The sequence below is a fragment of the Nocardioides sp. YR527 genome, from assembly GCF_900101045.1.
Lineage (GTDB): Bacteria > Actinomycetota > Actinomycetes > Propionibacteriales > Nocardioidaceae > Nocardioides.
This window is the reverse complement of sequence record NZ_FNFN01000005.1, coordinates 425,080-449,355: the sequence shown is the minus strand read 5'-3', so window position 1 is coordinate 449,355 and position 24,276 is coordinate 425,080. Positions and strand designations below refer to the sequence as shown.

The 24,276-nt window shown below is 69.4% G+C and carries 26 protein-coding genes; 7 read left to right on the top strand and 19 right to left on the bottom strand.

Annotation, left to right across the window (positions count from 1 at the left end; genetic code table 11):
• Window positions 1-17: 17 nt before the first annotated feature.
• On the top strand, window positions 18-851 hold the full coding sequence (locus BLT25_RS17680; RefSeq protein ID WP_176883999.1) for a septum formation family protein: 834 nt from the start codon (window positions 18-20) through the stop codon (window positions 849-851).
• A 2-nt stretch (window positions 852-853) separates the two neighbouring features.
• Window positions 854-1,699 carry a septum formation family protein gene (locus tag BLT25_RS17675; RefSeq protein WP_091048555.1) on the top strand — a complete coding sequence of 282 codons (846 nt, stop codon included), beginning with the start codon at window positions 854-856 and terminating at the stop codon, window positions 1,697-1,699.
• Window positions 1,700-1,831: 132 nt separating this feature from the next.
• Here the strand turns inward: BLT25_RS17675 and era are convergent, their stop codons facing one another.
• The 3 genes from era to BLT25_RS17660 are packed head-to-tail and all read right to left on the bottom strand — an operon-like array spanning window position 1,832 to window position 4,418.
• Window positions 1,832-2,776 (bottom strand): GTPase Era, encoded by a 945-nt coding sequence (gene era / locus BLT25_RS17670; RefSeq protein WP_091048865.1) that lies wholly within the window; start codon window positions 2,774-2,776, stop codon window positions 1,832-1,834.
• An 11-nt stretch (window positions 2,777-2,787) separates the two neighbouring features.
• Complete coding sequence (locus BLT25_RS17665; protein WP_256328649.1) at window positions 2,788-3,567, bottom strand: siderophore-interacting protein; 780 nt, start codon at window positions 3,565-3,567, stop codon at window positions 2,788-2,790.
• Window positions 3,568-3,617: 50 nt separating this feature from the next.
• Window positions 3,618-4,418 (bottom strand): helix-turn-helix domain-containing protein, encoded by an 801-nt coding sequence (locus BLT25_RS17660; RefSeq protein ID WP_091048552.1) that lies wholly within the window; start codon window positions 4,416-4,418, stop codon window positions 3,618-3,620.
• A gap of 86 nt (window positions 4,419-4,504) precedes the next feature.
• Between BLT25_RS17660 and BLT25_RS17655 the strand changes: the two genes are divergently transcribed.
• Window positions 4,505-4,912: a hypothetical protein gene (locus BLT25_RS17655; protein WP_091048551.1), complete on the top strand. Its 408-nt coding sequence runs from the start codon at window positions 4,505-4,507 to the stop codon at window positions 4,910-4,912.
• Window positions 4,913-4,922: 10 nt separating this feature from the next.
• Here BLT25_RS17655 and BLT25_RS17650 read toward each other — a convergent pair whose 3' ends face one another.
• From BLT25_RS17650 to BLT25_RS17635, 4 genes are all read right to left on the bottom strand, one after another.
• Entirely contained in the window at window positions 4,923-5,261 is a 339-nt protein-coding gene (locus BLT25_RS17650; protein ID WP_091048548.1) for a VOC family protein, read from the bottom strand.
• A gap of 1 nt (window position 5,262) precedes the next feature.
• Entirely contained in the window at window positions 5,263-5,799 is a 537-nt protein-coding gene (locus BLT25_RS17645; protein WP_091048547.1) for a pyridoxamine 5'-phosphate oxidase family protein, read from the bottom strand.
• 137 nt (window positions 5,800-5,936) lie between these two features.
• Window positions 5,937-7,241 carry a class I SAM-dependent methyltransferase gene (locus tag BLT25_RS17640; RefSeq protein ID WP_091048544.1) on the bottom strand — a complete coding sequence of 435 codons (1,305 nt, stop codon included), beginning with the start codon at window positions 7,239-7,241 and terminating at the stop codon, window positions 5,937-5,939.
• Window positions 7,238-8,629: an FAD-binding oxidoreductase gene (locus BLT25_RS17635; RefSeq protein ID WP_091048541.1), complete on the bottom strand. Its 1,392-nt coding sequence runs from the start codon at window positions 8,627-8,629 to the stop codon at window positions 7,238-7,240. Before BLT25_RS17635 ends, BLT25_RS17640 begins: the two co-directional genes overlap by 4 nt.
• Window positions 8,630-8,751: 122 nt before the next feature.
• On the opposite strand from BLT25_RS17635, the gene BLT25_RS17630 reads away from it, so the two are divergent.
• Window positions 8,752-9,051, top strand: coding sequence for a hypothetical protein (locus BLT25_RS17630; protein WP_091048540.1), 300 nt, complete (start codon window positions 8,752-8,754; stop codon window positions 9,049-9,051).
• A gap of 24 nt (window positions 9,052-9,075) precedes the next feature.
• Here the strand turns inward: BLT25_RS17630 and BLT25_RS17625 are convergent, their stop codons facing one another.
• The 9 genes from BLT25_RS17625 to hrcA all read right to left on the bottom strand — a co-directional run bounded on the left by BLT25_RS17625 (window position 9,076) and on the right by hrcA (window position 16,953).
• Window positions 9,076-9,411 (bottom strand): cytidine/deoxycytidylate deaminase family protein, encoded by a 336-nt coding sequence (locus BLT25_RS17625; RefSeq protein WP_091048537.1) that lies wholly within the window; start codon window positions 9,409-9,411, stop codon window positions 9,076-9,078.
• Complete coding sequence (locus tag BLT25_RS17620) at window positions 9,395-10,738, bottom strand: hemolysin family protein (protein ID WP_091048536.1); 1,344 nt, start codon at window positions 10,736-10,738, stop codon at window positions 9,395-9,397. The genes BLT25_RS17625 and BLT25_RS17620 overlap by 17 nt, the downstream gene beginning before the upstream one ends.
• A 17-nt stretch (window positions 10,739-10,755) precedes the next feature.
• A complete protein-coding gene (gene ybeY, locus BLT25_RS17615) occupies window positions 10,756-11,220 on the bottom strand; it encodes an rRNA maturation RNase YbeY (RefSeq protein ID WP_008363762.1) in 465 nt (154 codons plus the stop codon).
• The gene (locus BLT25_RS17610) at window positions 11,217-12,239 is read right to left on the bottom strand and encodes a PhoH family protein (RefSeq protein ID WP_091048534.1); all 1,023 of its coding nucleotides are present in this window, start codon (window positions 12,237-12,239) and stop codon (window positions 11,217-11,219) included. Before BLT25_RS17610 ends, ybeY begins: the two co-directional genes overlap by 4 nt.
• 91 nt (window positions 12,240-12,330) lie before the next feature.
• Window positions 12,331-13,383 carry a winged helix DNA-binding domain-containing protein gene (locus BLT25_RS17605; RefSeq protein ID WP_091048532.1) on the bottom strand — a complete coding sequence of 351 codons (1,053 nt, stop codon included), beginning with the start codon at window positions 13,381-13,383 and terminating at the stop codon, window positions 12,331-12,333.
• Window positions 13,384-13,398: 15 nt separating this feature from the next.
• Window positions 13,399-13,860: a Gmad2 immunoglobulin-like domain-containing protein gene (locus BLT25_RS17600; RefSeq protein WP_091048529.1), complete on the bottom strand. Its 462-nt coding sequence runs from the start codon at window positions 13,858-13,860 to the stop codon at window positions 13,399-13,401.
• Between the two features lie 83 nt (window positions 13,861-13,943).
• Window positions 13,944-14,687, bottom strand: coding sequence for a 16S rRNA (uracil(1498)-N(3))-methyltransferase (locus tag BLT25_RS17595; RefSeq protein ID WP_091048528.1), 744 nt, complete (start codon window positions 14,685-14,687; stop codon window positions 13,944-13,946).
• Window positions 14,688-14,705: 18 nt separating this feature from the next.
• A complete protein-coding gene (gene dnaJ, locus BLT25_RS17590) occupies window positions 14,706-15,899 on the bottom strand; it encodes a molecular chaperone DnaJ (RefSeq protein WP_091048526.1) in 1,194 nt (397 codons plus the stop codon).
• Window positions 15,900-15,918: 19 nt separating this feature from the next.
• Complete coding sequence (gene hrcA / locus BLT25_RS17585; protein WP_091048523.1) at window positions 15,919-16,953, bottom strand: heat-inducible transcriptional repressor HrcA; 1,035 nt, start codon at window positions 16,951-16,953, stop codon at window positions 15,919-15,921.
• Between the two features lie 197 nt (window positions 16,954-17,150).
• Between hrcA and BLT25_RS17580 the strand changes: the two genes are divergently transcribed.
• Together BLT25_RS17580 and BLT25_RS17575 are read left to right on the top strand one after the other, a co-directional pair.
• Window positions 17,151-17,423 carry a hypothetical protein gene (locus BLT25_RS17580; protein ID WP_091048522.1) on the top strand — a complete coding sequence of 91 codons (273 nt, stop codon included), beginning with the start codon at window positions 17,151-17,153 and terminating at the stop codon, window positions 17,421-17,423.
• A 19-nt stretch (window positions 17,424-17,442) separates the two neighbouring features.
• A complete protein-coding gene (locus BLT25_RS17575) occupies window positions 17,443-18,291 on the top strand; it encodes a DUF3097 domain-containing protein (RefSeq protein WP_091048519.1) in 849 nt (282 codons plus the stop codon).
• Between the two features lie 7 nt (window positions 18,292-18,298).
• On the opposite strand, the gene BLT25_RS17570 is transcribed toward BLT25_RS17575, so the two are convergent.
• A complete protein-coding gene (locus BLT25_RS17570; protein WP_091048517.1) occupies window positions 18,299-18,493 on the bottom strand; it encodes a PspC domain-containing protein in 195 nt (64 codons plus the stop codon).
• A gap of 89 nt (window positions 18,494-18,582) precedes the next feature.
• The gene (hemW, locus tag BLT25_RS17565; protein ID WP_091048514.1) at window positions 18,583-19,794 is read right to left on the bottom strand and encodes a radical SAM family heme chaperone HemW; all 1,212 of its coding nucleotides are present in this window, start codon (window positions 19,792-19,794) and stop codon (window positions 18,583-18,585) included.
• 70 nt (window positions 19,795-19,864) lie between these two features.
• Here hemW and BLT25_RS17560 point away from each other — a divergent pair, with 70 nt between their 5' ends.
• Window positions 19,865-20,548, top strand: a complete 684-nt coding sequence (locus BLT25_RS17560) for a GNAT family N-acetyltransferase (RefSeq protein ID WP_256328648.1) — start codon at window positions 19,865-19,867, stop codon at window positions 20,546-20,548.
• Window positions 20,549-20,711: 163 nt separating this feature from the next.
• On the opposite strand, the gene BLT25_RS17555 is transcribed toward BLT25_RS17560, so the two are convergent.
• Window positions 20,712-24,266 carry an error-prone DNA polymerase gene (locus BLT25_RS17555; RefSeq protein WP_256328647.1) on the bottom strand — a complete coding sequence of 1,185 codons (3,555 nt, stop codon included), beginning with the start codon at window positions 24,264-24,266 and terminating at the stop codon, window positions 20,712-20,714.
• Between the last annotated feature and the right edge of the window lie 10 nt (window positions 24,267-24,276).

Below are 24,276 nucleotides of genomic sequence, written 5' to 3'. Positions count from 1 at the left end.
AAGTAGAGTCGATCCCCGTGATCGGCCATACCCCCAGACGTACGACATCCTTGTCGCTCCTGATCGTGGTGCTCGCCGTCCTCGCGCTCAGCGGGTGCGGCGGTGATCGGGCGGCTGCCAAGGGCGAGGACCCGAAGCAGGTGGACTCGACCGAGCTGCCCGAGGTCGGCAAGTGCCGCAACCTCACCCACGAGGACGTCGCCGAGGCCTACAACTTCGACAAGTACGTCGCCTGCGACGAGCCGCACAACGCCGAGACCTTCGGCGCCGGACCGCTCCCGGACGAGTTCAAGGACGCCGAGTACGGCGACGAGAAGGTCAACGAGTGGGCCTTCAGCCAGTGCCGCAAGCTGCTGGAGAAGTACGTCGGCACCAACCAGTCCCTGCTGATGCGCTCGATGCTCTCCCACGTCTACTTCGGACCCTCGGAGAAGGCCTGGGACGAGGGCGCACGCTGGATCCGCTGCGACGTGGTCGGTGGCGGCCAACAGGGTGCCGAGTACGTCGACCTGCCGACCACCACCCGCAACCTCCTCAAGGTCAAGAACATCGAGGACATCGAGGACCGTTGGATGGTGTGCGCGCAGGGCAAGACGGTCGCCTCCGCGAAGGTCCCCTGCTCCGAGCCGCACCAGATGCGTGCGGTCACGACCATCAAGCTGGGCGAGGACAAGACCAAGTTCCTCGGCGTCGCGGAGTCCAAGAAGAAGGCCTCGCAGTACTGCAAGGGCTCGGTCCAGGCCTGGTTGGGCTACCCGGAAAGCTTCGACTACGGGTACACATGGTTTGGAGAGAAGGAGTGGAACGCCGGCAACCGCTGGGCGGTCTGCTGGGCGGTGAGCGAGGAGTGAGCATGCCAGACACGCTGAAGCGGAGCCCGAAGCGATCGGCGCCGTTGTGGGGGGCTCTTGTCGTCGTGGGGGCCATGGCCCTCGCCGGTTGCGGTGGCGGCGAGCCGAAGTCGGCTCCGTCTCCCTCCTCGGCGCCTCCGTCCGCCTCGGCGTCGGCGGCTCCGTCCCCGAAGGAGGGGGCCTGCTACAACCTCACCTACGAGGAGGCGCTGGCCCCGACCGCCGGCGGCACCGCGATCTCCTGCAAGGGCAAGCACACCACCCAGACGTACGCCGTGGGCCGGCTGAAGAACGTCGTCGACGGCCATCTCGTCGCGGTCGACTCCGAGCAGGTCGCGGCCCAGGTCGCGGAGGCGTGCCCCCGGAAGGTGACGAAGTATCTCGGTGGTGACGCCGACGACCTGCGGCTCTCGATGCTGCGTCCGGTCTGGTTCACCCCGACCATCGAGGAGTCCGAGGCCGGCGCCAACTGGTTCCGCTGCGACGTCATCGGCATCGCCGGCCCCAAGGCGCTGATGACCCTCAAGGGCAACATGAAGGGCGTCCTGGGCGACTCCGAGACCGCCGAGCCGTTCCGGATGTGCGGCACGGCCTCACCGAAGTCCGAGTCCTTCAAGCGCGTCCCGTGCTCCCTCAAGCACACCTGGCGAGCACTGTCGGTCATCGACCTCGGCTCCGGGAAGTACCCCGGCGAGGCGAAGGTCAACAGCGCCGGCGCCGAGGACTGCAAGGCCGCGGCCGCCGAGGTCGCCGACGACCCGCTCAAGTACGAATGGTCCTGGGAGTTCCCCAGCGCCGAGCAGTGGGAGGGCGGCCAGACCTACGGCATCTGTTGGGCCCCGGCGTAGCGAAGCGAAGCCGGGAAACGCCGAGTCGGCGCAAACGGACCGGAGCGAAGCGAGGACCGGATTGCGCCGACTCGGCGAAAGCCCGACGTAAGGCGCAATGACGTCTGAACGGATGCGTAAGCGCGCTGTAGTTCAGAACCCGAGCTTGCGCAACTGCCGCGGATCCCGCTGCCAGTCCTTGGCGATCTTGACGTGCAGGTCGAGGTAGACCGGCATGCCGAGCAGTTCCTTGATCTGCAGGCGCGCGCGCTGCCCGACGTCCTTGAGCCGTGAGCCCTTGTGGCCGATCACGATGCCCTTCTGGGAGTCGCGCTCGACGTAGAGGAAGGCGTGGATGTCCATCAGCGGCTTGTTCTCCGGGCGGTCCTCGCGCAGGCGCATCTCCTCGACGACGACGGCGATGGAGTGCGGAAGCTCGTCGCGTACGCCTTCCAGGGCTGCCTCGCGGATGAGCTCGGCGACGATGATCTCCTCGGGAGAGTCGGTGAGCTCGCCGTCGGGGTAGAGCGGCGGTCCCTCGGGGAGGAGCTTGATCAGCAGGTCACCGAGGAGGTCGACCTGGTCGCCGCCGACGCTGGAGACCGGGACGATCTCGGACCACTCGATCCCGAGCTCGACCCCGAGGGTCTGGATCGACATCAGGTGCTCGCCGATCTGCTCGGGGGTGGCGAGGTCGGTCTTGGTGGCGACCGCGACCCGCTTGATGCCCTTCTTGAGCTTGTTGGCGTTCTCCGCGATCCGGCGGTCACCGGGGCCGATCTTCTCGTTGCACGGGAAGCAGATCGCGACCACGTCGACCTCGGTCCAGGTGGCCTCGACGAGGTCGTTGAGGCGCTCGCCGAGCAGTGTGCGCGGCCGGTGGATGCCGGGGGTGTCGACGAGGATCAGCTGGCCGTCGGGCCGATGGACGATGCCCTTGACCACGGTGCGGGTGGTCTGCGGCTTGTCGGAGGTGATCGCCACCTTGGTGCCGACCAGCGCGTTGGTCAGGGTCGACTTGCCCGCGTTGGGGCGTCCGACGAACGACACGAAGCCGCTCCGGAATTCTTGTGCTGGCGGCGCCGGGCTTGGCTGGATCTCCGGCTCGGTCACTGTTGCTCCTGTTGCTCGTCGTATCGCTGCCAGATCTGCTCGTCGGTGAGCCCCTGGGCCTTGCCCTCACGCCACACCGGTCCGGGATCGACCGAGCGCGGCTGCCGCTTCTGGCCGCCACCGCGCCAGTAGCCCATCACGTCGTAGGCGTGGGAGTCGAGCTTCCGCTCCCGCATCAGATGCTTGCGGATCGCCCGCATCTGGCTGGACTCACCGGCCATCCAGAAGTAGCCGTCGCCCTCGGGCCAGTCGATCTTCTCCACGGCCGCCGCCAGGTCGGAGGAGGTCTCCGAGGGCGGCTCGGACCAGGTGACCTCGGCGCTCTCCGGGAGATATCCGGGCAGGTCGTCAGGGGTCTCCGCCCAGATCCGCGTCGGCAGCGTGGTGGTCTCGGCGATCCGCGCCATGGCCGGCATCGCGGTCAGGTCGCCGACCAGCAGCAGCCACCGGGCGCCCTCGGGCGCCGCGTAGGAGCCCTTGGGCTCGGTGATCGTGACCGTCTGCCCGACCGGGTCGAGGCGGGTGGCCCACTCGGTCACCAGACCGACGTCGTGGACGACGACGTCGAGGGTCAGCTCGCCACCCTGCCACGACCGCACGGTGTAGTAGCGCGACTGGAACTGCCCCGGCACGGTCAGGCCGACCCACTCGTCGGGGATCCCGGTGGACTCGAACCCGGCCAGGCCGGGACCACCGAGCACCAGGCGTACGAGGTGGGGCGTGATCTGCTCGCGCCGAAGCACCTCCGCGGCGTACTGCTGGGCCTTGACACTCATCGCCTCAAGGTTATCCGCGCAGACGCGGCCCGCCCGCATCAGCGGCACACTCACTCATGGCTGATGGCGAGGAGAGCCTCCCGAGTCGCGTCGTCGGCCGGGAACATCGCCTCGACCGCGATCTCGTCGACCGTCACGTCGCGAGGCGCGCCGATCACGGAGAGGACGTAGAGGAAGGAGAGGTCGCCGAGGCTCGTACGCAGCAGCAGCGGCAGCACCGGCAAGGCACCGTCGCTCGCGGTGACCGCCGGCGCCTCCACGCCGGCTCCGACCGCCGCCGGAAAGCCCTCCACCTCCTCGAGGAGCTCGGCCAGCCCGTCGGCCGCGGTGCGGTCGAGCTGCCGACGGATGCGGCGCACGACGTGAGCCCGCCACTGGGGGTAGTTGCGCACCTGCGCCGCCAGACCGTCGGGGTGCAGCGTCGCGCGCAGCATGTTGAGCCGCGGCTGCCGCAGCGCGTCCGGCAGCGGAGCCAGGAAGAGGTCCATGGGCCGGTTGGTCGCCACCATGTCCCAGCGGACGTCGACCGCACAGGCCGGATAGGGCTCGTGGGCGGTGAGCACCGCCTCGACCGCGGACCTGGCGAACCCGAGATCGTCGAGCGGCCGCTCCTGGTGGACGGGCGCGAACCCTGCCGCGAGATAGAGCCGGTTGCGCTCACGCAGCGGCACCTCGAGCTCCTCGCAGAGCCGCTCGATCATCGTCCGGCTCGGACCCGACCGGCCGGTCTCGATGAAGCTGAGGTGGCGCGCCGACACCTCGGCCGCGATCGCCACCTCGAGCTGCGAGCGACGGCGCCGCTCGCGCCAGTCACGAAGCAGGTCTCCGACGCTCAGCTGGGCCGTTGTCATGCGCCCAGGCTGCCGGGCCGAGCGCGGCGCGGCAACTACCCGGGAGGTAATCGACACAGCGCGCTCGGAGGCGGATCGTCGTGGCCATGACGACTGAAACCACACCCCGTTCACCTGCCGCCACCGCCGAGGCGTACGTCTCGTTCTGGAACCTCCCCGCCGACGAGCAGCGCGCCCTCGGCGACACCCTGTTCGCCTCCGACGTCGCTCGCTCCACGCCGATCGGCGAGTCCACCGGCCTCGAGGCGCTGATCGACTTCACCCGCCAGTTCGCCGAGGGCGTCGGTGCCTACACCTTCGTGGCCCGCACCGAGCCCGATGCACACCACGAGCACGTCCGGGTGCGCTGGGAGATCCTCAAGGAGGAGGGCTCGTTCGCCGAGGGCACCGACGTCCTCGATCTGGACCGGTCCGGACGGATCGCCGCGATCACCGCGTTCATCGATCGCGCCCCCGAGGGCTTCGATCCCGACGCCCACCACGAGGAGGCCTGACCTCTCCCGATCAGGCGGAGCCACCCCCGAGCCCGATCTCGTTGCCGTCGGGGTCGCGGAAGATGGTCTTGCGGACCCCGTTTCCGTACGTCTCCTGCGACTCCGGCCGCAGGCCGCGCTCGGCGATCGCAGCGAGGCGGGCGTCCAGGTCCTCGACGAAGAGGGTGAGGAAGCCACGGCCGGCGTGCTCGGGCTTCACCTCGATGTACACGTATCCGTGCTCGACCACCTCGAAGACGGCCTCGACGTCGTTGGGATAGAAGGCCGGCGGACCACCGAGCAGCGCCTCGTACCAGCTGGCCGCTCGCGCCAGGTCCGCGACCGGGAGTCCGGCGAACAGGTCGGTCATCTCAGAACCTCCAGCGGGTCGCGCCGTAGGGCTCGACGGTCGCGACCGCGTGGGCGGAGGTCGCGTCGATGCGGAAGACGTGCCAGGGCGCCGGGCCGGCGCTCTGCGCGTTGAAAGGTGCCGTGACGGCCTCGCCGGACTCGTCGACCTCGGCCGGCCAGCCCTCGTCGTCGTGGTAGTGCTTGGCCACGTGCTCGAGCTCGTCGCCGAGGACCCGCGACGCGCGGCCCTCCACGACCAGGTCGAACTCGCGCACCGTGAGCGACAGCGCGCAGCGGGGATCGCGGGCGAGGTTGCGGCCACGCCGCGTCCCCGGCCCGGTGACCAGGTAGAAGCTGTTGTCGAGCCAGACCGCGCCGACGGCGTTCACGTGCGGGCCGCCGTCGGCGTTGATCGTGCTCACCCAGGTCGTGTAGCGCCCGGGCTCGCCCTCCTGCGACCCGGGGCCCTGGTTGAAGCCCTGGTCGAGGCGAGCGGTCACCTCCTCCCAGGACATCGGCGGGGCGGCGTACATCTCCGCGAGGTTGTAGGTCTCCATGACTGGCTCCTTCGACTGGAACAGGACGTTTCACCTGCTCCACGAACAGGAAGGCCCGATTCCGACACCGTGACACAAACAAGTGGGCGAAAGTGGCGATCAGAACGCGGTCTGAGCTGCCACTTTCGCCCACTCGCTCAGAAGGTGTGCCTCAACGGGTATCCCGAGTGCCCGTCGACCGTCTTGGTGGCGAGCACGTGGTGGAGCTGGATGTTGTTGCGCTCGAAGCCGATCCGGGAACCGGCCATGTAGATGCCCCAGACCTTCGCGGTGCCGAGGCCGACCTCGTTGACGCAGGCGTCCCAGTTGTCGCGGAGGTTGTCGTTCCACGCCGTGAGGGTCTTGGCGTAGTGGACCCGGATGTTCTCGTGGTGCTGCACCTCGAGGTCGGTGTTCTCGATCGCGGACACGATGGTGCCCGACCCGATCAGCTCGCCGTCGGGGAACACATAGCGGTCGATGAACGCCCCCGCGTTCGCCCGCGAGACGTTGTCGGGACGGGTGATGCAGTGGTTGAGCAGCCGGCCCCCGTCACGCAGCTTGCTCTTGATGAAGCCGAAGTAGGCCGGGTAGTTGGCCACGCCGATGTGCTCGGTGAGACCGATGGAGCTGACCGCGTCGAAGTCCCCCTCGACCACGTCGCGGTAGTCGGAGAAGCGCACCTCGGCGACGTCGTCGAGACGATCGCCCTTGATCGCCTTCTGGGCCCAGTTGGCCTGCTCGCGCGAGAGCGTGACGCCGAGCGCCTTGACCCCGTAGTGCTTGGCCGCGTGACGCACCATCCCGCCCCAGCCGCAGCCGATGTCGAGCAGGCGCATCCCGGGCTCGAGACCGAGCTTGCGGCAGATCAGGTCGTACTTGGCCGTCTGCGCCTCCTCGAGCGTGGCGTCATCGGTCGGGTAGAGCGCACAGGTGTAGGTCATCGACGGGCCGAGGACGTACTCGTAGAAGGTGTTGGAGACGTCGTAGTGGTGGTGGATCGCGTCGGCGTCGCGCTCGTGCGAGTGCCGCGTCCACGGCAGCGCGCTGATCGCGCGACCGGAGAGGTGGCGTACGTTCTCGGCCCGCTGCCGCCACGCGGGCAGGTGCTCCTGCGGCGGTGGCTTGGGCGGGACGAAGTTCTTCACCCCCAGGGCGCGCACCATGTCGACCGTCTCCCGAGGGCTGGGCCGCTTGAAGTCGGTCTTGTCCAGGATCAGGTCCAGGAGCGGGTAAGGATCGCCCGGGTGGATGCCGTTCAGGGCCATGTCACCGCTGACGTAGGCACGAGCCAGCCCCAGATCGCCCGGCGCGGTCAGCAGGAACGCGAGCCCGCGCGGGTTGAGGATCTCCATCCCGAAGGGTGAGTCCGTGTCGCCGGCGACGCTGCCGTCGTACGCGGTGAGCTTGATCGGCAGCCCACCGTCGAAGAGTTCGTTGATGGTCTCTGCAATATGGTTCACAGTCTCTTCACCGCCTTGCTGTACAGATCGGTCAACCGGTTGCCGGGGTCATACCTCGCCTTCACGGCAGCGAGGTTGTCCCCGTCATAGAGAGCGTTGAAGACATCCTTGTCGTAGAACGCCTCGGAGTAGAGCGATTTATGCCCGCCGAGCTCGTGGACCTGATCCTCGATCGCACGGTTCTTGGGGGCGTTGACGGCCCCGGGGCCGACGTGGACCGTGCCCCAGAAACCGACGTTGACGTACGTCCGGCCCGCCTCGAGCGGGTAGGTCGGCCATTTCCCTCCTGTGTTCGTCCCCCGGGACACCAGCGGGCACAGCCACACCGGCCGCATCCCGATCTCGGCGTCGAACCACTCCAGGAACGCCGGAAGGTTCTCGACCGGGACCTCAATGTCCTGGATCACACGTTCCCGCAGGAGCCGGCCGGCACGGGCGTCGAGCTTGTCGGCGATCCCGAACCTTCGGTCCAGCCCGACGAGCTTCATGTAGACGTCCGAGCGCCGCAGCCGGCGCGGCCACACCCTGCGGAGGTACTTGTTCTGCGCACCGAAGGCGCCCGAGCACCAGAACCAGTCGGTGTCCCAGCGCCACAGGTAGTCGTAGGTCGTCAGCAGATCGGTCCCGGAGCCGGACGCGGCACGCTGCTGGATCGAGCGGTAGTAGATCTGCTGGCCGCCGTAGTCGCTGGGGGGCCGCGTGGCCCCCTCGGTCCAGGTCGCGAGGGTCAGGTAGTACTCCCCCGGCTCGAACGCGACACCGTCGAGCCCGTCGACCCGCTCCCCTTCGTACGTCCTGGTCTCGGTGATCTGCGCGATCGTCTTGGTGAGCAGGCCGAGGTCGTCGAAGCGTACGTGCCGCAGCGCGACGTATCCCGGCACCTTCTCCAGCTTGATCTTGAGCCGGGTGGCGTAGCCGAGCGAGCCGTAGGAGTTGGGGAAGGTGTCGAACAGATCCTCGCCCGGCCTCGTGGTGACGATCTCGCCCGACCCGGTCAGGATGTCCATCTCCAGCACCGACTCGTGCGGCATGCCGTTGCGGAACGAGGTGGACTCGATGCCCATCCCGGTCACCGCGCCACCGAGCGTGATCGTGCGCAGCTGCGGGACGACGTACGGGATCATCCCGTGCGCCAAGGTGGCGTCGACGAGGTCCTCGTAGGTGCACATCCCCTGTACGTCGGCGGTGCCCGCCTCGGCATCGACCTCGATCACGCCGCCCAGGCCGGAGACGTCGAGACCCGGAGCATCGGTCGCCGCCCGGGCCCGGAAGAGGTTGGTGGTGCGTTTGGCCAGTCTGACCGGAGCGCCGTCAGGGATCCTCGCGTAGGAAGCCGTCAGCCGCTCGACGGCCTCGGTGTGTCGTTGCCAACCAGTCTCACCCGTCACTCCACGCACTTTACTCTCGCCCTGGGATCTCGGGTTTCGATTTTCGTGTTCGGTCGCTTACAGTCACCAGCGCCGACTGCTCCCGTCGAGCGCCCCCATCTCGTGCACCCTGGAGGGTCCCCATGTCCAGTGCTGCCCATCGTGACGCTGTCTCCACGCTCGCCGAGAAGGCAACCCCGTACTTCACCGAGAACCAGGTCAAGTGGCGTAACAAGTCCGTGTCCCAGGCCCGGCTCGCGCTGGCGATCGACCAGATCGTCGTGCACATGCGTGAGAAGGGCGTCGACATGGCGACCATGAACGGTCTGACCGCCTACCGCGACGAGGACGGGATCCACGTCACGATCGAGCTCGGCACCCTTCCGCTCCTCGCCGAGTCCGGCGGGGCCGGTGGGACCGGCGGCCACCGAGCCGCTCGCTGAGCGGCCCGCGGCAGCCGTAGCAGCTCAGCGGAGGTTGCCGCGCGGATCGCCGACGAGGACCGGGACGTCCTCGCCCGCGAACTCCTTGACGATCGAGAGGTCGTTCGCGGAGGCCTCCTCGGCCTCGCCGAGCACGACCACGGCCTCGAGGCCCTTGGAGCCGGAGGCCACCGCCATCGCCACACAGACACCGATCGCGGAGACCTGGAGCGAGGGCAGGTCCACGGTGGCGGCGGCGTAGGTGCGGCCGTCGAGGTCGCGTACGGCTGCTCCTTCGGTCGCGCCGGTGCGGGCACGCGTCGCGCGGGCCAGGGTGACCAGCTTGCGGTCCTCCGCGGAGGGCTCACTCTGCTCGGGCATGGGCCTCTTTCTTCCTGTCCGTCTTCTCGCTCTGCTCGTCCTCGTGGTCGGCCTCGGTCTCGGCCGGGACGACGGCGCTGATCCGTACGGTACCGATCTTGTTCCGCCGGCCGGCGGCCTCCTCGGCCACGAAGCAGAGGCCGTGGGCCTCGACCTCGGAGCCGGGGATCGGCACGAGGCCGAGATGCTTGGCCATCAGACCGCGTACGGAGTCGACGTCGTCCTCCTCGACGGCGACACCGATGAGCTCCTCGAGGTCGCTGACCAGGAAGCGGGAGGGCACCCGCCAGGAGCCGTCGCCGAGGTGGAGGGGCTCGCGGTCCTCGATGTCGTACTCGTCGGTGATCTCGCCGACGATCTCCTCGAGGATGTCCTCGATGGTGATCAGGCCGGCGGTGCCGCCGTATTCGTCGACGACGACCGCGATGTGCTGGCGGTGCTGCTGCATCTCGGCCAGCAGCTCGTCGACCGGCTTGGAGTCGGGGACCCAGGTCGGCTTGCGCATCAGCGACTCGACCCGCTGGGTGGTCTCGACCTCCGGCGCCTCGAAGTCACGCGCGACGACGTCCTTGAGGTAGACCATCCCGATGATGTCGTCGAGGCTGTCGTCGATCACCGGCATCCGGGAGTAGCCCGAGCGCAGGAACAGCGACAGCGCTTGGCGCAGGGTCTTGCGCCGCTCGAGGAAGACGATGTCGCCTCGCGGGACCATCACCTCGCGGGCACGGGTGTCGCCGAGCTCGAAGACCGAGTGGATCATCCGGCGCTCGTCGGCCTCGATCAGGTCGGAGGCCTCGGCGATGTCGACCAGCTCGCGCAGCTCGGTCTCCGTCGAGAACGGGCCCTTGCGGAAGCCCTTGCCGGGAGTGAGCGCGTTACCGAGCATGATCAGCAGGCTCGGGATCGGGCCGAGGATGGCGGTGATCGCGCCGATCGGGCCGGCGACCGCGAGGGCGATGCCCTCGTGGTGCTGACGCCCCAGCGTGCGGGGACCGACGCCGATGACGACGAAGGAGACCACTGTCATCGTCCCGGTCGTGGTGAGCACCGTCGGCCACCAGCGGCCCTGGTAGAGGTCATAGGCCCACAGCGCGACCAGGACGGTCGCGCCGATCTCGCACAGCATCCTGAGCAGCAGGACCGTGTTGACGTAGCGGGCGGGGTCGCCGACCACCGCGACCAGGCGCTTGGCGCCGGCACGGCCCTCGGAGACCAGCTCCGCGGCCCGGGCGCGGGAGAAGGCGCTGAGCGCCGCGTCGGCGGCCGAGAAGATGCCGGCGATCAGGACCAGAACTGCGGCTGCGATCAGCAGCCTCGCATCGTCCATGGGTGGTGGTGGTGCTCCTACTCGGGTGCGGTGGCCGAAGAGCCCCAGGCCTTGAGCAGCTTGGCCTGCAGCCCGAACATCTCGGCGTGCTCGTCGGGGTCCACGTGGTCGTAGCCGAGCAGGTGGAGAATACCGTGGGTGGTCAGCAGCTCGATCTCCGCCACGGTGCCGTGGCCGGCTGCCTCGCCCTGCTTGGCCGCGATCGTCGGGGCGATGATGATGTCGCCCAGATCGCCCTCTTCCGGCTCCTCGTCGAGGCGGCCGGGAAGGAGCTCGTCACCGGGGAAGGACAGCACGTCGGTCGGACCCTCGGTGTCGAAGTAGCGCTCGTTGAGCTCGGTGATCGTTGCCTCGTCGCCGAACTTGATCCGCAGGTCGGCCTGCGGGTGCACGCGCAGCTGCTCGAGCAGGAAACGAGCGAGCTTGGCGACGTGCTCGACGTCGATCTCCTGCTCGGACTCGTTGATGATCTCGGTGCTCATCGAACCTCTCCGGAGGCCCGGCCCTGGCTCTGCATGTCGTGCTCCTCGTAGGCGGCGACGATCTTGGCGACCAGTCGGTGGCGCACGACGTCGTGGCTGGTCAGGTTGTTGAAGCTGATGTCCTTGACGTCATCGAGGATGCCCTCGACGACCCGCAGCCCCGACTTCTGCCCCGAGGGGAGGTCGGTCTGGGTGACGTCGCCGGTGACCACGATCTTGGAGCCGAAGCCGAGGCGGGTCAGGAACATCTTCATCTGCTCGGGCGTGGTGTTCTGCGCCTCGTCGAGGATGATGAAGGAGTCGTTGAGGCTTCGTCCGCGCAGGAACGCGAGCGGCGCCACCTCGATGGTCCCCGACGCCATCAGCTTGGGGATCATCTCCGGGTCCATCATGTCGTGCAGCGCGTCGTAGAGCGGGCGCAGGTAGGGGTCGATCTTCTCGGTCAGCGTGCCGGGCAGGAAGCCGAGCTTCTCACCGGCCTCCACCGCCGGCCGGCTCAAGATGATCCGGTTGACCTGCTTGGACTGCAGCGCCTGGACCGCCTTGGCGACCGCCAGATAGGTCTTGCCGGTGCCGGCCGGGCCGATGCCGAAGGTGATCGTGTGCTTGTCGATCGCGTCGACGTAGCGCTTCTGGTTGAGCGTCTTGGGACGGATGCTCCGGCCGCGGTTGGAGAGGATGTTGAGGCTCAGCACGTCGGCCGGCTTCTCCGTCGTGTCGGCCTGGAGCATGCCGATGACCCGCTCGACCGTCTCGCCGCTCACGCCCTGGCCGGTGCGGATGATCTGGACCAGCTCCTCCAGGACCCGCTCGATCATCGCGATCTCGCTGGGGGCGCCGTGGAGGGTGATCCGGTTGCCGCGCACGTGCACGTCGGCGTCGAAGTGGGCCTCGATGATCCCGAGGTGCTCATCGGCCGGGCCGAGGACGGTCACCATGTCGACGCTGTTCGGCACGACCACGGTGTGTTTGGTCGTAGCGGTCTGGTTCGGAAGCGGACTTGGTTCTCGATCGGTCATGGATGCCCGGGCGGGCCCTTTCTCGTCGTGGCGCTGGTGATGTCCATGGTACGCGGGCGCGCCGCCCCGCTCCTACTGGATAGTTCCGGGCTCAGCTCGACAGCAGGGATTCGACACGGGACGTCTCCTCGGCGAGCTCGTCGCGCTCGTCGGGAGTGAGATCGCGGAGCAGCTTGACGACCTCGACCTTGCCGTCGACCGGCTTCCAGAGACCGACCAGATGGCCGCCGGCGATCATGACCGCGCCGCCGCCCCCGATGCCCCATTCCTTCCGGGTCCCCTTGGCGGTGATCCGCTCCCGATCGGCGTGCGAGAGCCAGACGTTGTCGAACCGCCCCAGCAGCCGCACCGGGGCGTGCTCCTCGCCCGTGGCGAGCGGAGCGTCGGGGACGTCGTAGAGGGTCTTGCCGGCCTCGTCGCGGTAGGTCACCAGCCCCTCGATCCGCTTGATCACCGGGCCCAGCCGGGTCAACGACGACCACGTGGTGATGTCTGCGGCAGTCGCCGGCCCGAAGGCGAGCAGATAGCGACGTACGATCTGCGGCGCGAGCGTCGGGACGACATCGTCCACGGTCACCGGGGGCACGCCCGTCCAGCGCGGGAGCAGGTCGTAGACGAGCCCGCCCGACCCCTTCCACAGGCCTCGCGGCGGCAGCTGGACCAGCGGCAGTTCGTTGCGCGCCCGCAGGCCGAGCGCCTTGGCCGGGACGCCCGGGAAGTGCTCGACCAGACCGGCCTCGAGGGCCGCGTTGGGCAGCGCCCCGAGAGCGAGTACGTCCTCGGCCGCCTCCACGAAGCCCTCCAGCTGCGCCGCCGGGCGGACGATCTCGACCCTCTGGGTGTAGAAGTCGTGGACCGGCTGGGTCCAGGCCCTGATCAGCGCCGCATCGGCGGCGGTGTGCATGTGGATCGTGGACCGCAGCGAGGAGAGCCGGACCAGCGCGCTCGACTCGAGCTGTGCGCTGAGCGCGTAGGGGTCGAACGACTCCAGCCGGGCGGCCAGCGCGAAGAACGGCGGCGACGTCTCCTGCGCCTGCAGGCCGACCAGATGCTCGATCATCTCGGCCGGGGTGAGAGAAGCCCGCGACAGCAGGTGCTGGCGGAGCAGGAGGGTCCGGTTGAGCTGCCGTTCGGTGAGGATCACGGTAGCGATGATGTCCTACTCGACGGTGATCCGGGCGCCAACCTCTTCAGAAGGCTTCCCCTCGCCGTCGGAGGTGTCATCGGTGCGGGCGATGAAGAGGTACGTCCCGGGCTCGAGCTCGGAGACGTCGACCGTGGTCGTCCACGGGTAGAGCTTGTCCATCCAGCCCTCGGCCGTCGCGAACCCCTCGAGCACGGTCTCGCCCGTGGTGTCGCGGACCTCCCACGGCACGTTCGCCTCGTTCGAGTTCGCCGTGCCCGAGGCCTCGAAGCTCTCCGACACCGTCGCACCCTCGGCCGGCGCCGCCAGCGTGATCAGACCGGAGGTCCGTGGCAGCGTCGACGGCTCCTCGGACGGCTGGGTCGACACCTCGGGGTCCTCGGCGACGGCATCGTCGCTGCCGCACCCGCCGGCCAGTACGCCGCAGAGAGCAAGAGCGATGATGGCGCCCGCCGGACGCGTACGTGTGCTCCTCATGCCTCCATACTCACCCGGCGCCACCGAAGGACGAACCCACCACGCCGAGCAGTCGGCGGTCAGTCGGCCGGTCAGTCGGCCGGTCAGTCCCAGCGGCGGGTGCGGGCCAGCAGGGCGGCAGCGGCGGCGACGCCGGCGGTGGAGGTGCGCAGGACCTCGGCGCCGAGACGGATGGTGGTGGCGCCGGCCTTCTCGAACTGGGCGATCTCGTCGTCCGTGAGGCCGCCCTCGGGGCCTACCACGACGAGGATGGTGCCCTCGTCGATGACGGGAACGGCCCCGAGCGGGAGGGTGCCCTCCTCGTGGAGCACGACGGCGACGTCGGCCGCCTCGATCTTGGCCACGACGGCCTCGGTGGTGGCCAGCGCCTCGACCTCGGGGTGCCACAGTCGGCGCGACTGCTTGGCTGCCTCCCGAGCGGTGGCTCGCCAGCGGGCGAGGGACTTGACCGCGCGCTCGCCCTTCCAGACCGCGACCGAGCGGGTCGCTGCCCACGGGACGATGCTGGCGGCGCCGATCTCGGTGAGCATCTCGACGGCGAGCTCGCCGCGGTCGCCCTTGGGGAGCGCCTGGACGACCGTCAGCGCGGGCTCGGGCGGCGCGTCGCCGAGGATGACCTCCTCGACGCGTACGGTCATCGACTTCTTGGTGGTCTGCGTGATCGTGCCGGTGACGCCCTCGCCGGCGCCGTCGGTGAGCACGACCTCCTCGCCCACCCGGAGGCGGCGTACGACGACCGCGTGGTGGCCCTCGTCGCCGCTCACCTCGACGTCGTCGCCGACACGGGTGCCGACGAGCGACTCGACGAGGTGAACGGGAAGGGTCATGTCAGCTCCGCGCTTGTCTCAGTGCCCGTTGAGGGTGTCCTTGAACCAGGAGAAGACGCCGCCCTTGTGGGCCGCCTTGAGCTGGCCCTGGACGGACTCCTCACCGCGCAGCTCGGCGAGCTGGCGCAGCAGCGCCTCCTGCTCGAGGTCGAGCTTGGTCGGGGTCTCCACGTTGATGGTGACGATCAGGTCGCCGCGACCGCCCCGCAGACCGGGCACGCCGCGGCCACGCAGGACGTGGTCGGTGCCGGACTGGGTGCCGGGCTTGAGGTCGATGTGGATCGAGGCGTCCTCGGGGTCGATCTGGTCGACGCCCTCGCCGACGAGGTCGGCCTCCAGCGTCGGCAGGTTGAGCGTGGTGCCGAGCGCCGCCGCGGTCATCGGCACCTTCGCGGTGCAGTGCAGGTCGTTGCCCCTCCGCGTGAAGGTGGCGTGCTTGGCGACGTGGATCTCGACGTAGAGGTCGCCGGCGGGGCCGCCGCCGGGGCCGATCTCGCCCTGCTCGGCGAGCTGCACCCGGGTGCCGTCGTCGACGCCCGGCGGGATCTTGACGGTCAGGGTGCGGTGGGAGCGCACCCGGCCCTCGCCGCTGCAGTCGCGGCACGGGTCGGGGATGACGGTGCCGAAGCCGTTGCAGGCCGAGCACGGGCGCAGCGTACGGATCTCACCCAGGAAGGAGCGCTGCACGACCGCGACCTCGCCCTGGCCGTGGCAGGTCTCGCACGGGACCGGGTGGGAGCCTTCCGCGGCCCCCTCGCCACCACAGGTGTCGCAGACGACCGCGGTGTCGACCTTGAGGTCGCGGGTGACGCCGAAGGCGGCCTCGGCCAGGTCGATGTCGAGGCGGATCAGGGCGTCCTGCCCGCGGCGTACGCGCGGACGGGGGCCACGCCCGGCGCCTCCGGTGCCGGCACCGGCGCCGCCGAAGAAGGCGTCCATGATGTCGGTGAACGAGAAGCCCGCGCCCTGTGCGCCGAAACCGCCCGCGAACGGGTCGCCACCGCGGTCGTACGCGGCCCGCTTCTGCGGGTCGCTCAGCACCTCGTAGGCGTGGGAGATCTCCTTGAACTTCTCCTGCGACTCGGCGTCGGGGTTGACGTCCGGGTGGTACTGGCGCGCCAGCTTCCGGTAGGCCTTCTTGATCGTTGCGTCGTCGGCGTCCTTGTCGACACCGAGGAGCTCGTAGGGGTCCAACGTCGGTCTTCCTGCCATCGAAGTTCGTTGCTCTTTCTTAAGCCTCGTCGAGGATCCGGGAGAGGTAGCGCGCCACCGCGCGCACCGCCGCCATGGATCCGGGGTAGTCCATCCGGGTCGGCCCGACCACGCCGAGCGTGGCCAGCGCCTCGTCGCCAGGTCCGTAGCCGGTCGCGACCACGCTGGTCTGCGACAGCTCCTGGTAGGGGCCCTCGGCGCCGATCCGCACCGTGACCAGCCCACCCGCGGTCGCCTCGCCCATCAGCTTGAGCAGGACGACGTGCTCCTCCAGGGCCTCCAGGAGAGGGCGTACGGCGGTGTCGAAGCTGTCGCCGAAGCGGGCCAGGTTGCTGGTGCCGCCGATCGAGATCCGCTCGTCGGAGCGGTGGTCGTTCATCGCCTCGATCAGGGCCTCCGCCACGGCGGCCGCGAGCGGGTCCCGCGGGGCGTCGACGGGCGCATCGGCCGGCTGGGCGATCGTGCGCAGCGCCTCCCCGGCCTCGGCGATGACGGCACCTGTGACCGCGGTGTTGATCCGCGCGCGCAGCGTGGCCAGGGTCTCCTCGGAGACCTCTTCGGCCACCTCGAGCAGTCGCTGCTCGACCCGGCCGGTGCTGAGGATGAGCACGAGCAGGAGCCGGGTCGGGGCCAGTGCGACCAGCTCGACGTGGCGGACGGTCGAGCGGCTCAGCGTCGGGTATTGCACCACCGCGACCTGACGGGTCAGCTGGGAGAGCAGCCTGGTCGAGCGGCTGACGACGTCGTCGAGGTCGACCGCGCCCTCGAGGAAGCCGGCGATCGCCCGCTTCTCGGCCGCGGTCATCGGCTTGACCGTGGTCAGCCGGTCGACGAAGAGCCGGTAGCCCTTGTCGGTGGGCACCCGGCCGGCGCTGGTGTGGGGGGCGGTGATGTAGCCCTCCTCCTCCAGCGCGGCCATGTCGTTGCGTACCGTCGCCGGGGAGACACCCAGACCGTGACGCTCCACGAGCGCCTTGGAGCCGACCGGCTCCTCGGTCTTCACATAGTCCTCGACGATCGCCCGGAGGACGGAGAGCCTGCGTTCGTTCTGCATCTGCCCTCCTATCGTCCTGGCTGCCTGGCACTCATTCCGTGCGAGTGCCAATCCTACCGGTTCACGGCACAGGAACCAGTTTCCGGTGGCCGCTCCACTCTGTGGAACGGGTTACTTCTCTCGCCATCGAGATAGCCTTAGGTTAGGCTGACCTTAGAGCCATTCGCTGCACTGCTTCCGCCCCACTGGAGAGTCCTATGATCGCCGACGATCTGCTGGTCCGCATCACGGCCCACGCCAACGACGAGCACCAGGCGGACCTGTGCCGCTCGCTCTCGGCACGGCTCGGGCTGCGACCGCGCCACATCGTCGGCGTACGCCTCTCCGACCTCACCGCCGAGAGCGTCGACGTCTCCTGGATCACCCTCGACGGCGGCCACCACGTGACCTTCCGGTTCCCGCAGACCGCGGCCACGCCGGACGAGGTTCTCGAGCAGCTCGGGCGCGTGCTCACCGGTTCTCGCCGCTGACTCCACTACCGTTCTCCGGATGAGCGATCGCTACGGCTCCGACGTCCTGGCCGGCGACTGGAAGAAGCCCAAGCACGGGCGCGCCGTCGAGACCCCGGCGGAGCTGGGTGCGGTGGTCGAGGAGATCGAGACCGACTTCGTCGGCGAGATCGTACGCATCGACCGCGACCTGCACACGCTGACCCTCGAGGACCGGCACGGCAAGCGGCGTACGTTCCCGCTGGGGCCTGGGTTCTGGCTCGAGGGCAAGCCGGTGATCCTCACTCCCCCGGTGACCCGGACGGCACCGGCGAAGCCGACCCGGACCGCCTCGGGTTCGGTGGCCGTCTCCGACGTCAAGGCCAGGGTGGCCCGCGAGTCGCGGATCTTCGTCGAAGGGCGTCACGACGCCGAGCTGGTCGAGAAGATCTGGGGCGACGACCTGCGGATCGAGGGTGTGGTCGTCGAGTATCTCGGCGGCGTCGACGACCTCGCCGACCACCTGGTCGACTTCCGCCCCGGCCGCGAGCGGCGGGTCGGGGTGCTCGTCGACCACCTGGTCAAGGGCTCCAAGGAGGCCCGGATCGCGGAGTCGATCCGGCGCTCCAAGGTCGGCGAGCACGTGCTGATCGTCGGGCACCCGTTCATCGACGTGTGGCAGGCGGTCAAGCCGGCCCGGCTCGGGCTCGAGGCCTGGCCGAACGTTCCGCGCTCGATCGAGTGGAAGAAGGGCATCTGCCAGCACCTGGGCTGGCCCCACCGCGATCAGGCCGACATCGCTCGCGCGTGGAAGCACATCCTCGGGCGGGTGAACTCGTTCGGTGACCTGGAGCCCGCCCTGCTCGGGCGGGTCGAGGAGCTCATCGACTTCGTCACCGAGCCCGCCTGAGGCTCCGTCAGTACGACGACTTCTTCGGCATGATGATCCACAGCACGATGTAGACGATGAACTGCGGTCCGGGGAGCAGGCAGGAGATGACGAACGCCAGTCGGATCAGGTTGGAGTTGATGCCGAAACGGGCGCCGAGACCGCCGCAGACGCCGGCGATCCATTTGTCGTTGCTGGGACGGGAAAGAGTTGTGGTTGCCATAGCTCCACTCTCTCCTGTCGGGCGCGCTTTACCAATCAGGATCACCCCTGATCCTTCGGTCAGGACCAAGGTCCCGGACTCAGGGATGCTCAGGGGAGCAGGTCTCGGACCACGGCGTCGGCGAGGAGCCTGCCGGTCTCGGTGAGGAGGATCGTGTCGTCGGCGACGGTGACCAGGCCGCGGTGTACCTGCTCCGGAAGAGCGGCGCGTCCCTCGTCGTCGAGGGCGTCTGTCGGGAGGCCGTCGGCGAGTCTGAGCTCGAGCAGGACACGCTCGACGCGGCGGTCCTCCTCGGCGAGGATCTCGCGCGCGTGGGCCGGGCTCTGGTTGCTGTTGATCCGGTCCGCGTACGCCTTGGGGTGCTTGACGTTCCACCACCGGGTGCCGCCGACGTGGCTGTGGGCGCCGGGGCCGACGCCCCACCAGTCGCCGCCCTGCCAGTAGAGCATGTTGTGGCGGCATCGCTGGGACTCGTCGGTGGCCCAGTTGGAGACCTCGTACCAGGTCAGGCCGTGCTTGCGGAGGGTGGCGTCGGCCAGCTCGTACTTGTCGGCGAGGTCGTCCTCGTCGGGCATCTCGACCTCGCCCCTCCTCACTCGGCGGGCGAGCGCGGTGCCGTCCTCGACGATGAGGGAGTAGGCCGAGATGTGGTCGGGGTCGCTGGCCAGCGCGGCTTCCAGGCTGGTCCGCCAGTCGTCGACCGACTCACCCGGGGTGCCGTAGATGAGGTCGAGGGAGACCTGCTCGAAGCCGGCCTCGCGGGCCCACTCCACGACCAGGGGGACCCGCTCGGGGTCGTGGGTGCGGTCGAGGGTCTTCAGGACGTGCGGGACGGCCGACTGCATGCCGAAGCTGAGCCGGGTGAAGCCGCCCTCGCGCAGGGTGCGCAGGTAGTCCAGGTCGACGGAGTCGGGGTTGGCCTCGGTGGTTACCTCGACGTCGTCGGCGAGGCCGAACTCGTCCTTGATAGCGGTCAGGATGCCCGTCAGGTCCTGGGCCGGGAGGAGGGTCGGCGTGCCGCCGCCGAAGAAGATCGTGTCGACCTGCTTGTCACGCTCGCCCAGTACGCGACGGGCCAGCCTGACCTCCTCGATGGCCTGGTCGGCGTACGTCTGCCGGCTCACGCCTTCTCCGAGCTCGAGCGCGGTGTAGGTGTTGAAGTCGCAGTAGCCGCATCTGACCGTGCAGAACGGGACGTGGACGTAGAAGCCCAGTCCCTTCTCCCCCAGCGTGCTCAGCGATTCGGCCGGCAGCGACCCGTCGGTGGGGGCGGGGTCGCCGGGAGGCAGAGCGGAAGGCACCCGTCCATTATCGGATCCACCTGTCGAAAAGGGTTAACCGTGCCTGGAGCGGGGGTGCGAAGATCTCGGAGTGCTCGACGATGTTCTCGACAACCCGGCCTGGCACTCGCTGACCGGCCCCCATGCCTCGCTCGCCGAGGGCTCCGGGCTCGCCCGTCGCTACCGTCCCGACATCTCGCCGTTCGCCGCGGTCTCCGACCCCGGTTCGCCGCAGGCGTGGCGGGATCTCGCCGCGGCCGTCGGGCCCGGTGGCACCGCGCTGATCACCGGCGCGGCCGGGGTCTGCAGCGAGGGGTGGGAGATGGTCGGCGGTGGCGAGGGGGTCCAGCTCGTCGAGACGTCCCGGGTCGCCGCGGCACCCGATCCCGAGGCGGTCGTGCTCGGAGCCTCCGACGTACCCGAGATGCTCGACCTCGTCGCCCGCACCGAGCCGGGGCCGTTCGAGAAGGCGACCCACACGATGGGTACGTATCTCGGGCTGCGCGACGAGGGCCGCCTCGTCGCGATGGCCGGCCAGCGGATGCACCCGGGCGGATGGATCGAGATCAGCGCCGTCTGCACCGCGCCCGAGGCCCGTGGCCGCGGCCTCGCCGGCCGCCTCGTCCGCGCCGTCACCGCCGACATCCACGCCCGCGGCTCCCGTGCCCTCATGCACGCCTCGGTCGCCAACACCGGCGCCATCTCGGTCTACCTCGGTCTCGGGTTCGAGGAGCGGCGGCGTACGACCTTCGAGCTCTTCCGCGCACCCCTCTGACCCTTGCCGAGGCGTCACCCCCGCCGGCCGAAGCGTCACGTACGTCGGCCGAGACGTCGCTCCGGTCGGCCGAAGCGTCAACGAACTGACGTCTCGGCCGACCTAACTGACGTCTCGGCCGACGTACGTGACGTCTCGGCCGACCTGGCCGACGTCTCGGCGGTCAGTGGAAGTCGCGGGAGCGGTGGCGGGCGGCGATGGCCCTGGCGGCCTCGGGGTGGATCTCCTCGAGCGGGGCGAGGCGGTCGGCGACCAGGTTGGTGACCCCGTCGTTGCGCTCGAGGATGCCGCGGATGAGCATGACGGAGGTGGAGACGGCGATCTTGCGGTGCTTCCTCCACAGGCCGGCGGAGCAGACGACGTTGAGCATGCCGGTCTCGTCCTCGAGGTTGATGAAGGTGACGCCGCCTGCGGTCCCGGGGCGCTGACGGTGGGTGATCAGACCGGCGATGGTGATGCGTCGACCGGGCTCCGCGGTGGGGAGGTCGCTGATCTTCGGGAGCCCCGCCGCGGTCAGGCCGGCGCGGAGATGGGCGAAGGGGTGGCTGCCGGGGGTCACGCCGGTTGCCCACAGGTCGGCCAGGGTCTCCTCGACCGGGTCGAGGCCGGGCAGCACGGGGGTCTCGGCGGTGAACCGCACCCCCTCGAGCTGGTCCTCGGTCTCGGTCCACCCCGCCTGCCACAGCGCCTGGCGACGACTCGATGTGAACACCTCCAAACATCCAGCGGTCGCCAGTGCCTCAAGCTGGGCTCGTTCCAGTCCGGCGCGACGGGAGAGGTCGAGGGAGTCCTTGAACGGTGCCTCCTCACGGGCCTTCACGATCCGCTCGGCGACGTCCTTGCCGATGCCGCGTACGGAATCCAGGCCCAGCCGCACCGCGAAGTTGCCGTCACGCCGGTGCTCCGGGGTCGGGTCGGGGGTGCCGGGCACCCACGGGGTCTGGGTCCCGTCCAGCCGGCAGTCGTCCTTCCCGGTGGCCGACACGTCGACGTCGAGCGGCTCCAGGTCTGCGGCAGCCTGGCTGAGGACGAGGTCGGGGCGGCGTACCTCCACTCCGTGGCGGCGGGCGTCCTGGGTCAGCGACTGCGGTGAGTAGAAGCCCATCGGCTGCGCGCGGAGCAGGCCGGCCAGGAAGGCGGCCGGGTAGTGGAGCTTGAACCATGAGGAGGCGTAGACGAGCTTGGCGAAGCTCAGCGCGTGGGACTCGGCGAAGCCGAAGTTCGCGAAGGAGAGGATCTGGGTGTAGACCGCCTCCGCGGTCTCCTCGGCCATCCCCTTGGCTCGCATGCCCTCATAGAGCTGCTCCTTGAGCGAGTCGATCCGCTCGAGACCACGCTTCGAGCCCATCGCCCGGCGCAGCAGATCGGCGTCGTCGTGGTCGAAGTCGCCCAGGACACGACCCATCTCCATGAGCTGCTCCTGGAACAGCGGAACCCCACGGGTCCGCTTCAGCACCGGCTTCAACAACGGGTGGGCGTAGGTGACCTCCTCGCGTCCGGTGGCCCGACGTACGTAGGGATGGACCGCCCCGCCCTGCACCGGCCCAGGCCGGATGAGCGCGATCTCGATGGCCAGGTCGTAGAAGCAGCGCGGCTGCAGGCGCGGCAGGGTGCCGATCTGCGCGCGCGACTCGACCTGGAAGACGCCGATCGAGTCAGCCCGGCAGAGCATGTCGTAGACCGCCGGCTCCTCCTTGGGGATGGTCGCCAGGGTCCACTCCTCACCCAGATGCTCGAGAGCCAGATGCATCATGTGGTCGAGCGCCGCCAGCATCCCGAGCCCGAGCAGGTCGAACTTCACCAGCCCCATGTATTCGGCGGCGTCCTTGTCCCACTGGATCACGGTGCGTTTCTCCATGCGGGCGCGCTCGATGGGTACGACCTCGCCGATCGGCTCCTCGGTCAGCACCATGCCGCCGGAGTGGATGCCGAGATGGCGCGGGGCTCCGTGGATCTCCTCGGCCAGCGCGAGGACCGGAGCTGGGATGCCGACGTCGTCCGGCGCCTCGACGCGGGAGTAGCCGAGGTGCTTGGACCAGGCGTCCTGCTGGCCGGGACTGTGGCCGAGCGCCTTGGCCGCGTCTCTGACCGCCATCTTCGGCCGATAGCCGACGATGTTCGCGACCTGCGCGGCGTTGCGCCGGCCGTAGGTGTCGTAGACCCACTGGATCACCGTCTCGCGCTTGTCGGAGTCGAAGTCGACGTCGATGTCGGGCTCCTCCTCCCGGTGCTCGGAGATGAACCGTTCGAACGGCAGCTTGTAGAAGACCGGGTCGATCGCGGTGATCCCGAGCGCGTAGCAGACCGCGGACGCGGCCGCCGATCCTCGCCCCTGGCAGAGGATCTTCTCGCTCCGGGCGAACTCGACGATGTCGTGCACGATCACGAAGTAGCCAGGGAAGTCCTTGCGCTCGATGACCTCGAGCTCGTGCTCCACGCGCTCGCGGGCCTCCTCGACGAACTCCGGGTCGGCGGCGTACGGCTTCGCATAGCGCTCCTCGAAACCCTCCTCGGTCAGATGGCGCAGCCGGCTCGCGGCGGTCTCGCCCTCGGGGATCCCGCGCTTGGGCAGCTTCGGGGTGGCCTTGCGCAGGTCGAAGGCGCACTCCTCGGCGATCTCGACGCTGCGTGCCACCGCGCCGGGATAGCGCCGGAAGAGCTGCTCCATCTCCTCACCCGACCTGACGTACGCCACCGGGCCCGCCGGCAGCCAGCCGGCGATGTCGCTCAGGGTGCGGCGCGCGCGGACCGCCGCGAGCGCGTCGGCCACCCGGTGCCGGTCGGGCGTGGCGTAGTGGACGTTGTTGGTGGCGACCGTGGGCAGCCCTGCCTCGCGGGCGATGCCGGCGAGCAGGTCGTTGTCGTAGGAGTCGGTCGGATGGCCGCGGTCGGTCAGCTCGACGACGACGTTGTCCTTCCCGAACCGATCGACGAGACCCCGCAGCGCCCGGGCCGCGGCGATCGGGCCGGTGGTCGTGAGAGCCTGGCGCACCTCACCTTTGCGACACCCGGTCAGGATCAGCCAGTTGCCGGCGCGGGCCCGGTCGGCGAGCTCGTCGAGGTCGTAGGCCGGCCGCCCCTTCTCATCACCGCGCAGCTGCGCCTCGGTGATCGCGCCGGCCAGCTGCCGGTAGCCCTCGACTCCGCGGGCGAGCACGAGGAGATGGCTGCCCTCGGGGTCGGCGATCCCGTTCTGCGGTTTGGTCAGGCCCAGAGACAGCTCGGCGCCGTAGACCGTGAGCAACCGCCGCCCCCCGCTGGTCGAGCCGCCGGAGCCGCTAGGCGGAGGCGTGTCGAGACCAACACGGTCGTCTGTCGCACTCGAGGGGACTGTGTTGGTCTCGACACGCTCGCTGGCGCGAGGGTCTGAACGAAGTGGCCCTCGACCGACAGGAGCGAGCTTCTGTGCCGCCTCGGCGAACGCTGGGGCCCCGTAGAACCCGTCATGGTCGGTGATCGCGATCCCGTGCAGCCCCTGCCGGATCGCCTCGGTGACCAGCGCCGACGGGGAGCTCGCTCCGTCGAGGAAGGAGAAGTCGGAGTGGGCGTGGAGCTCGGCGTACGGAACCACCGGCCCTTCCGGCCACGACACCTCCTCATCGGTCAGCCGCTTCTTGCGGCGCGAGATCGGCGCGTCGCCGTACGGATCGGTGGGCGGGCGGCCGGAGAGCCGCCGCTCCAGCTCCTTCCAGGGGATCTCGGGGTTGTTCCAGCCCATCGGTCGAACC

Bases quoted from the DNA above. Each gene is read 5' to 3' on its own strand.
- BLT25_RS17575 (WP_091048519.1), top strand. From the start codon at position 17,443: ATGAGCGATCGCTACGGCTCCGACGTCCTGGCCGGCGACTGGAAGAAG.
- BLT25_RS17580 (WP_091048522.1), top strand. From the start codon at position 17,151: ATGATCGCCGACGATCTGCTGGTCCGCATCACGGCCCACGCCAACGAC.
- BLT25_RS17625 (WP_091048537.1), bottom strand. From the start codon at position 9,411: ATGCCCGAGCAGAGTGAGCCCTCCGCGGAGGACCGCAAGCTGGTCACC.
- BLT25_RS17655 (WP_091048551.1), top strand. From the start codon at position 4,505: ATGACGACTGAAACCACACCCCGTTCACCTGCCGCCACCGCCGAGGCG.
- BLT25_RS17610 (WP_091048534.1), bottom strand. From the start codon at position 12,239: ATGACCGATCGAGAACCAAGTCCGCTTCCGAACCAGACCGCTACGACC.
- BLT25_RS17660 (WP_091048552.1), bottom strand. From the start codon at position 4,418: ATGACAACGGCCCAGCTGAGCGTCGGAGACCTGCTTCGTGACTGGCGC.
- BLT25_RS17665 (WP_256328649.1), bottom strand. From the start codon at position 3,567: ATGAGTGTCAAGGCCCAGCAGTACGCCGCGGAGGTGCTTCGGCGCGAG.
- ybeY (WP_008363762.1), bottom strand. From the start codon at position 11,220: ATGAGCACCGAGATCATCAACGAGTCCGAGCAGGAGATCGACGTCGAG.
- BLT25_RS17600 (WP_091048529.1), bottom strand. From the start codon at position 13,860: ATGAGGAGCACACGTACGCGTCCGGCGGGCGCCATCATCGCTCTTGCT.
- BLT25_RS17570 (WP_091048517.1), bottom strand. From the start codon at position 18,493: ATGGCAACCACAACTCTTTCCCGTCCCAGCAACGACAAATGGATCGCC.
- BLT25_RS17595 (WP_091048528.1), bottom strand. From the start codon at position 14,687: ATGACCCTTCCCGTTCACCTCGTCGAGTCGCTCGTCGGCACCCGTGTC.
- BLT25_RS17675 (WP_091048555.1), top strand. From the start codon at position 854: ATGCCAGACACGCTGAAGCGGAGCCCGAAGCGATCGGCGCCGTTGTGG.
- BLT25_RS17630 (WP_091048540.1), top strand. From the start codon at position 8,752: ATGTCCAGTGCTGCCCATCGTGACGCTGTCTCCACGCTCGCCGAGAAG.
- BLT25_RS17620 (WP_091048536.1), bottom strand. From the start codon at position 10,738: ATGGACGATGCGAGGCTGCTGATCGCAGCCGCAGTTCTGGTCCTGATC.
- BLT25_RS17555 (WP_256328647.1), bottom strand. From the start codon at position 24,266: ATGGGCTGGAACAACCCCGAGATCCCCTGGAAGGAGCTGGAGCGGCGG.
- BLT25_RS17645 (WP_091048547.1), bottom strand. From the start codon at position 5,799: ATGGAGACCTACAACCTCGCGGAGATGTACGCCGCCCCGCCGATGTCC.
- hrcA (WP_091048523.1), bottom strand. From the start codon at position 16,953: ATGCAGAACGAACGCAGGCTCTCCGTCCTCCGGGCGATCGTCGAGGAC.
- dnaJ (WP_091048526.1), bottom strand. From the start codon at position 15,899: ATGGCAGGAAGACCGACGTTGGACCCCTACGAGCTCCTCGGTGTCGAC.
- BLT25_RS17650 (WP_091048548.1), bottom strand. From the start codon at position 5,261: ATGACCGACCTGTTCGCCGGACTCCCGGTCGCGGACCTGGCGCGAGCG.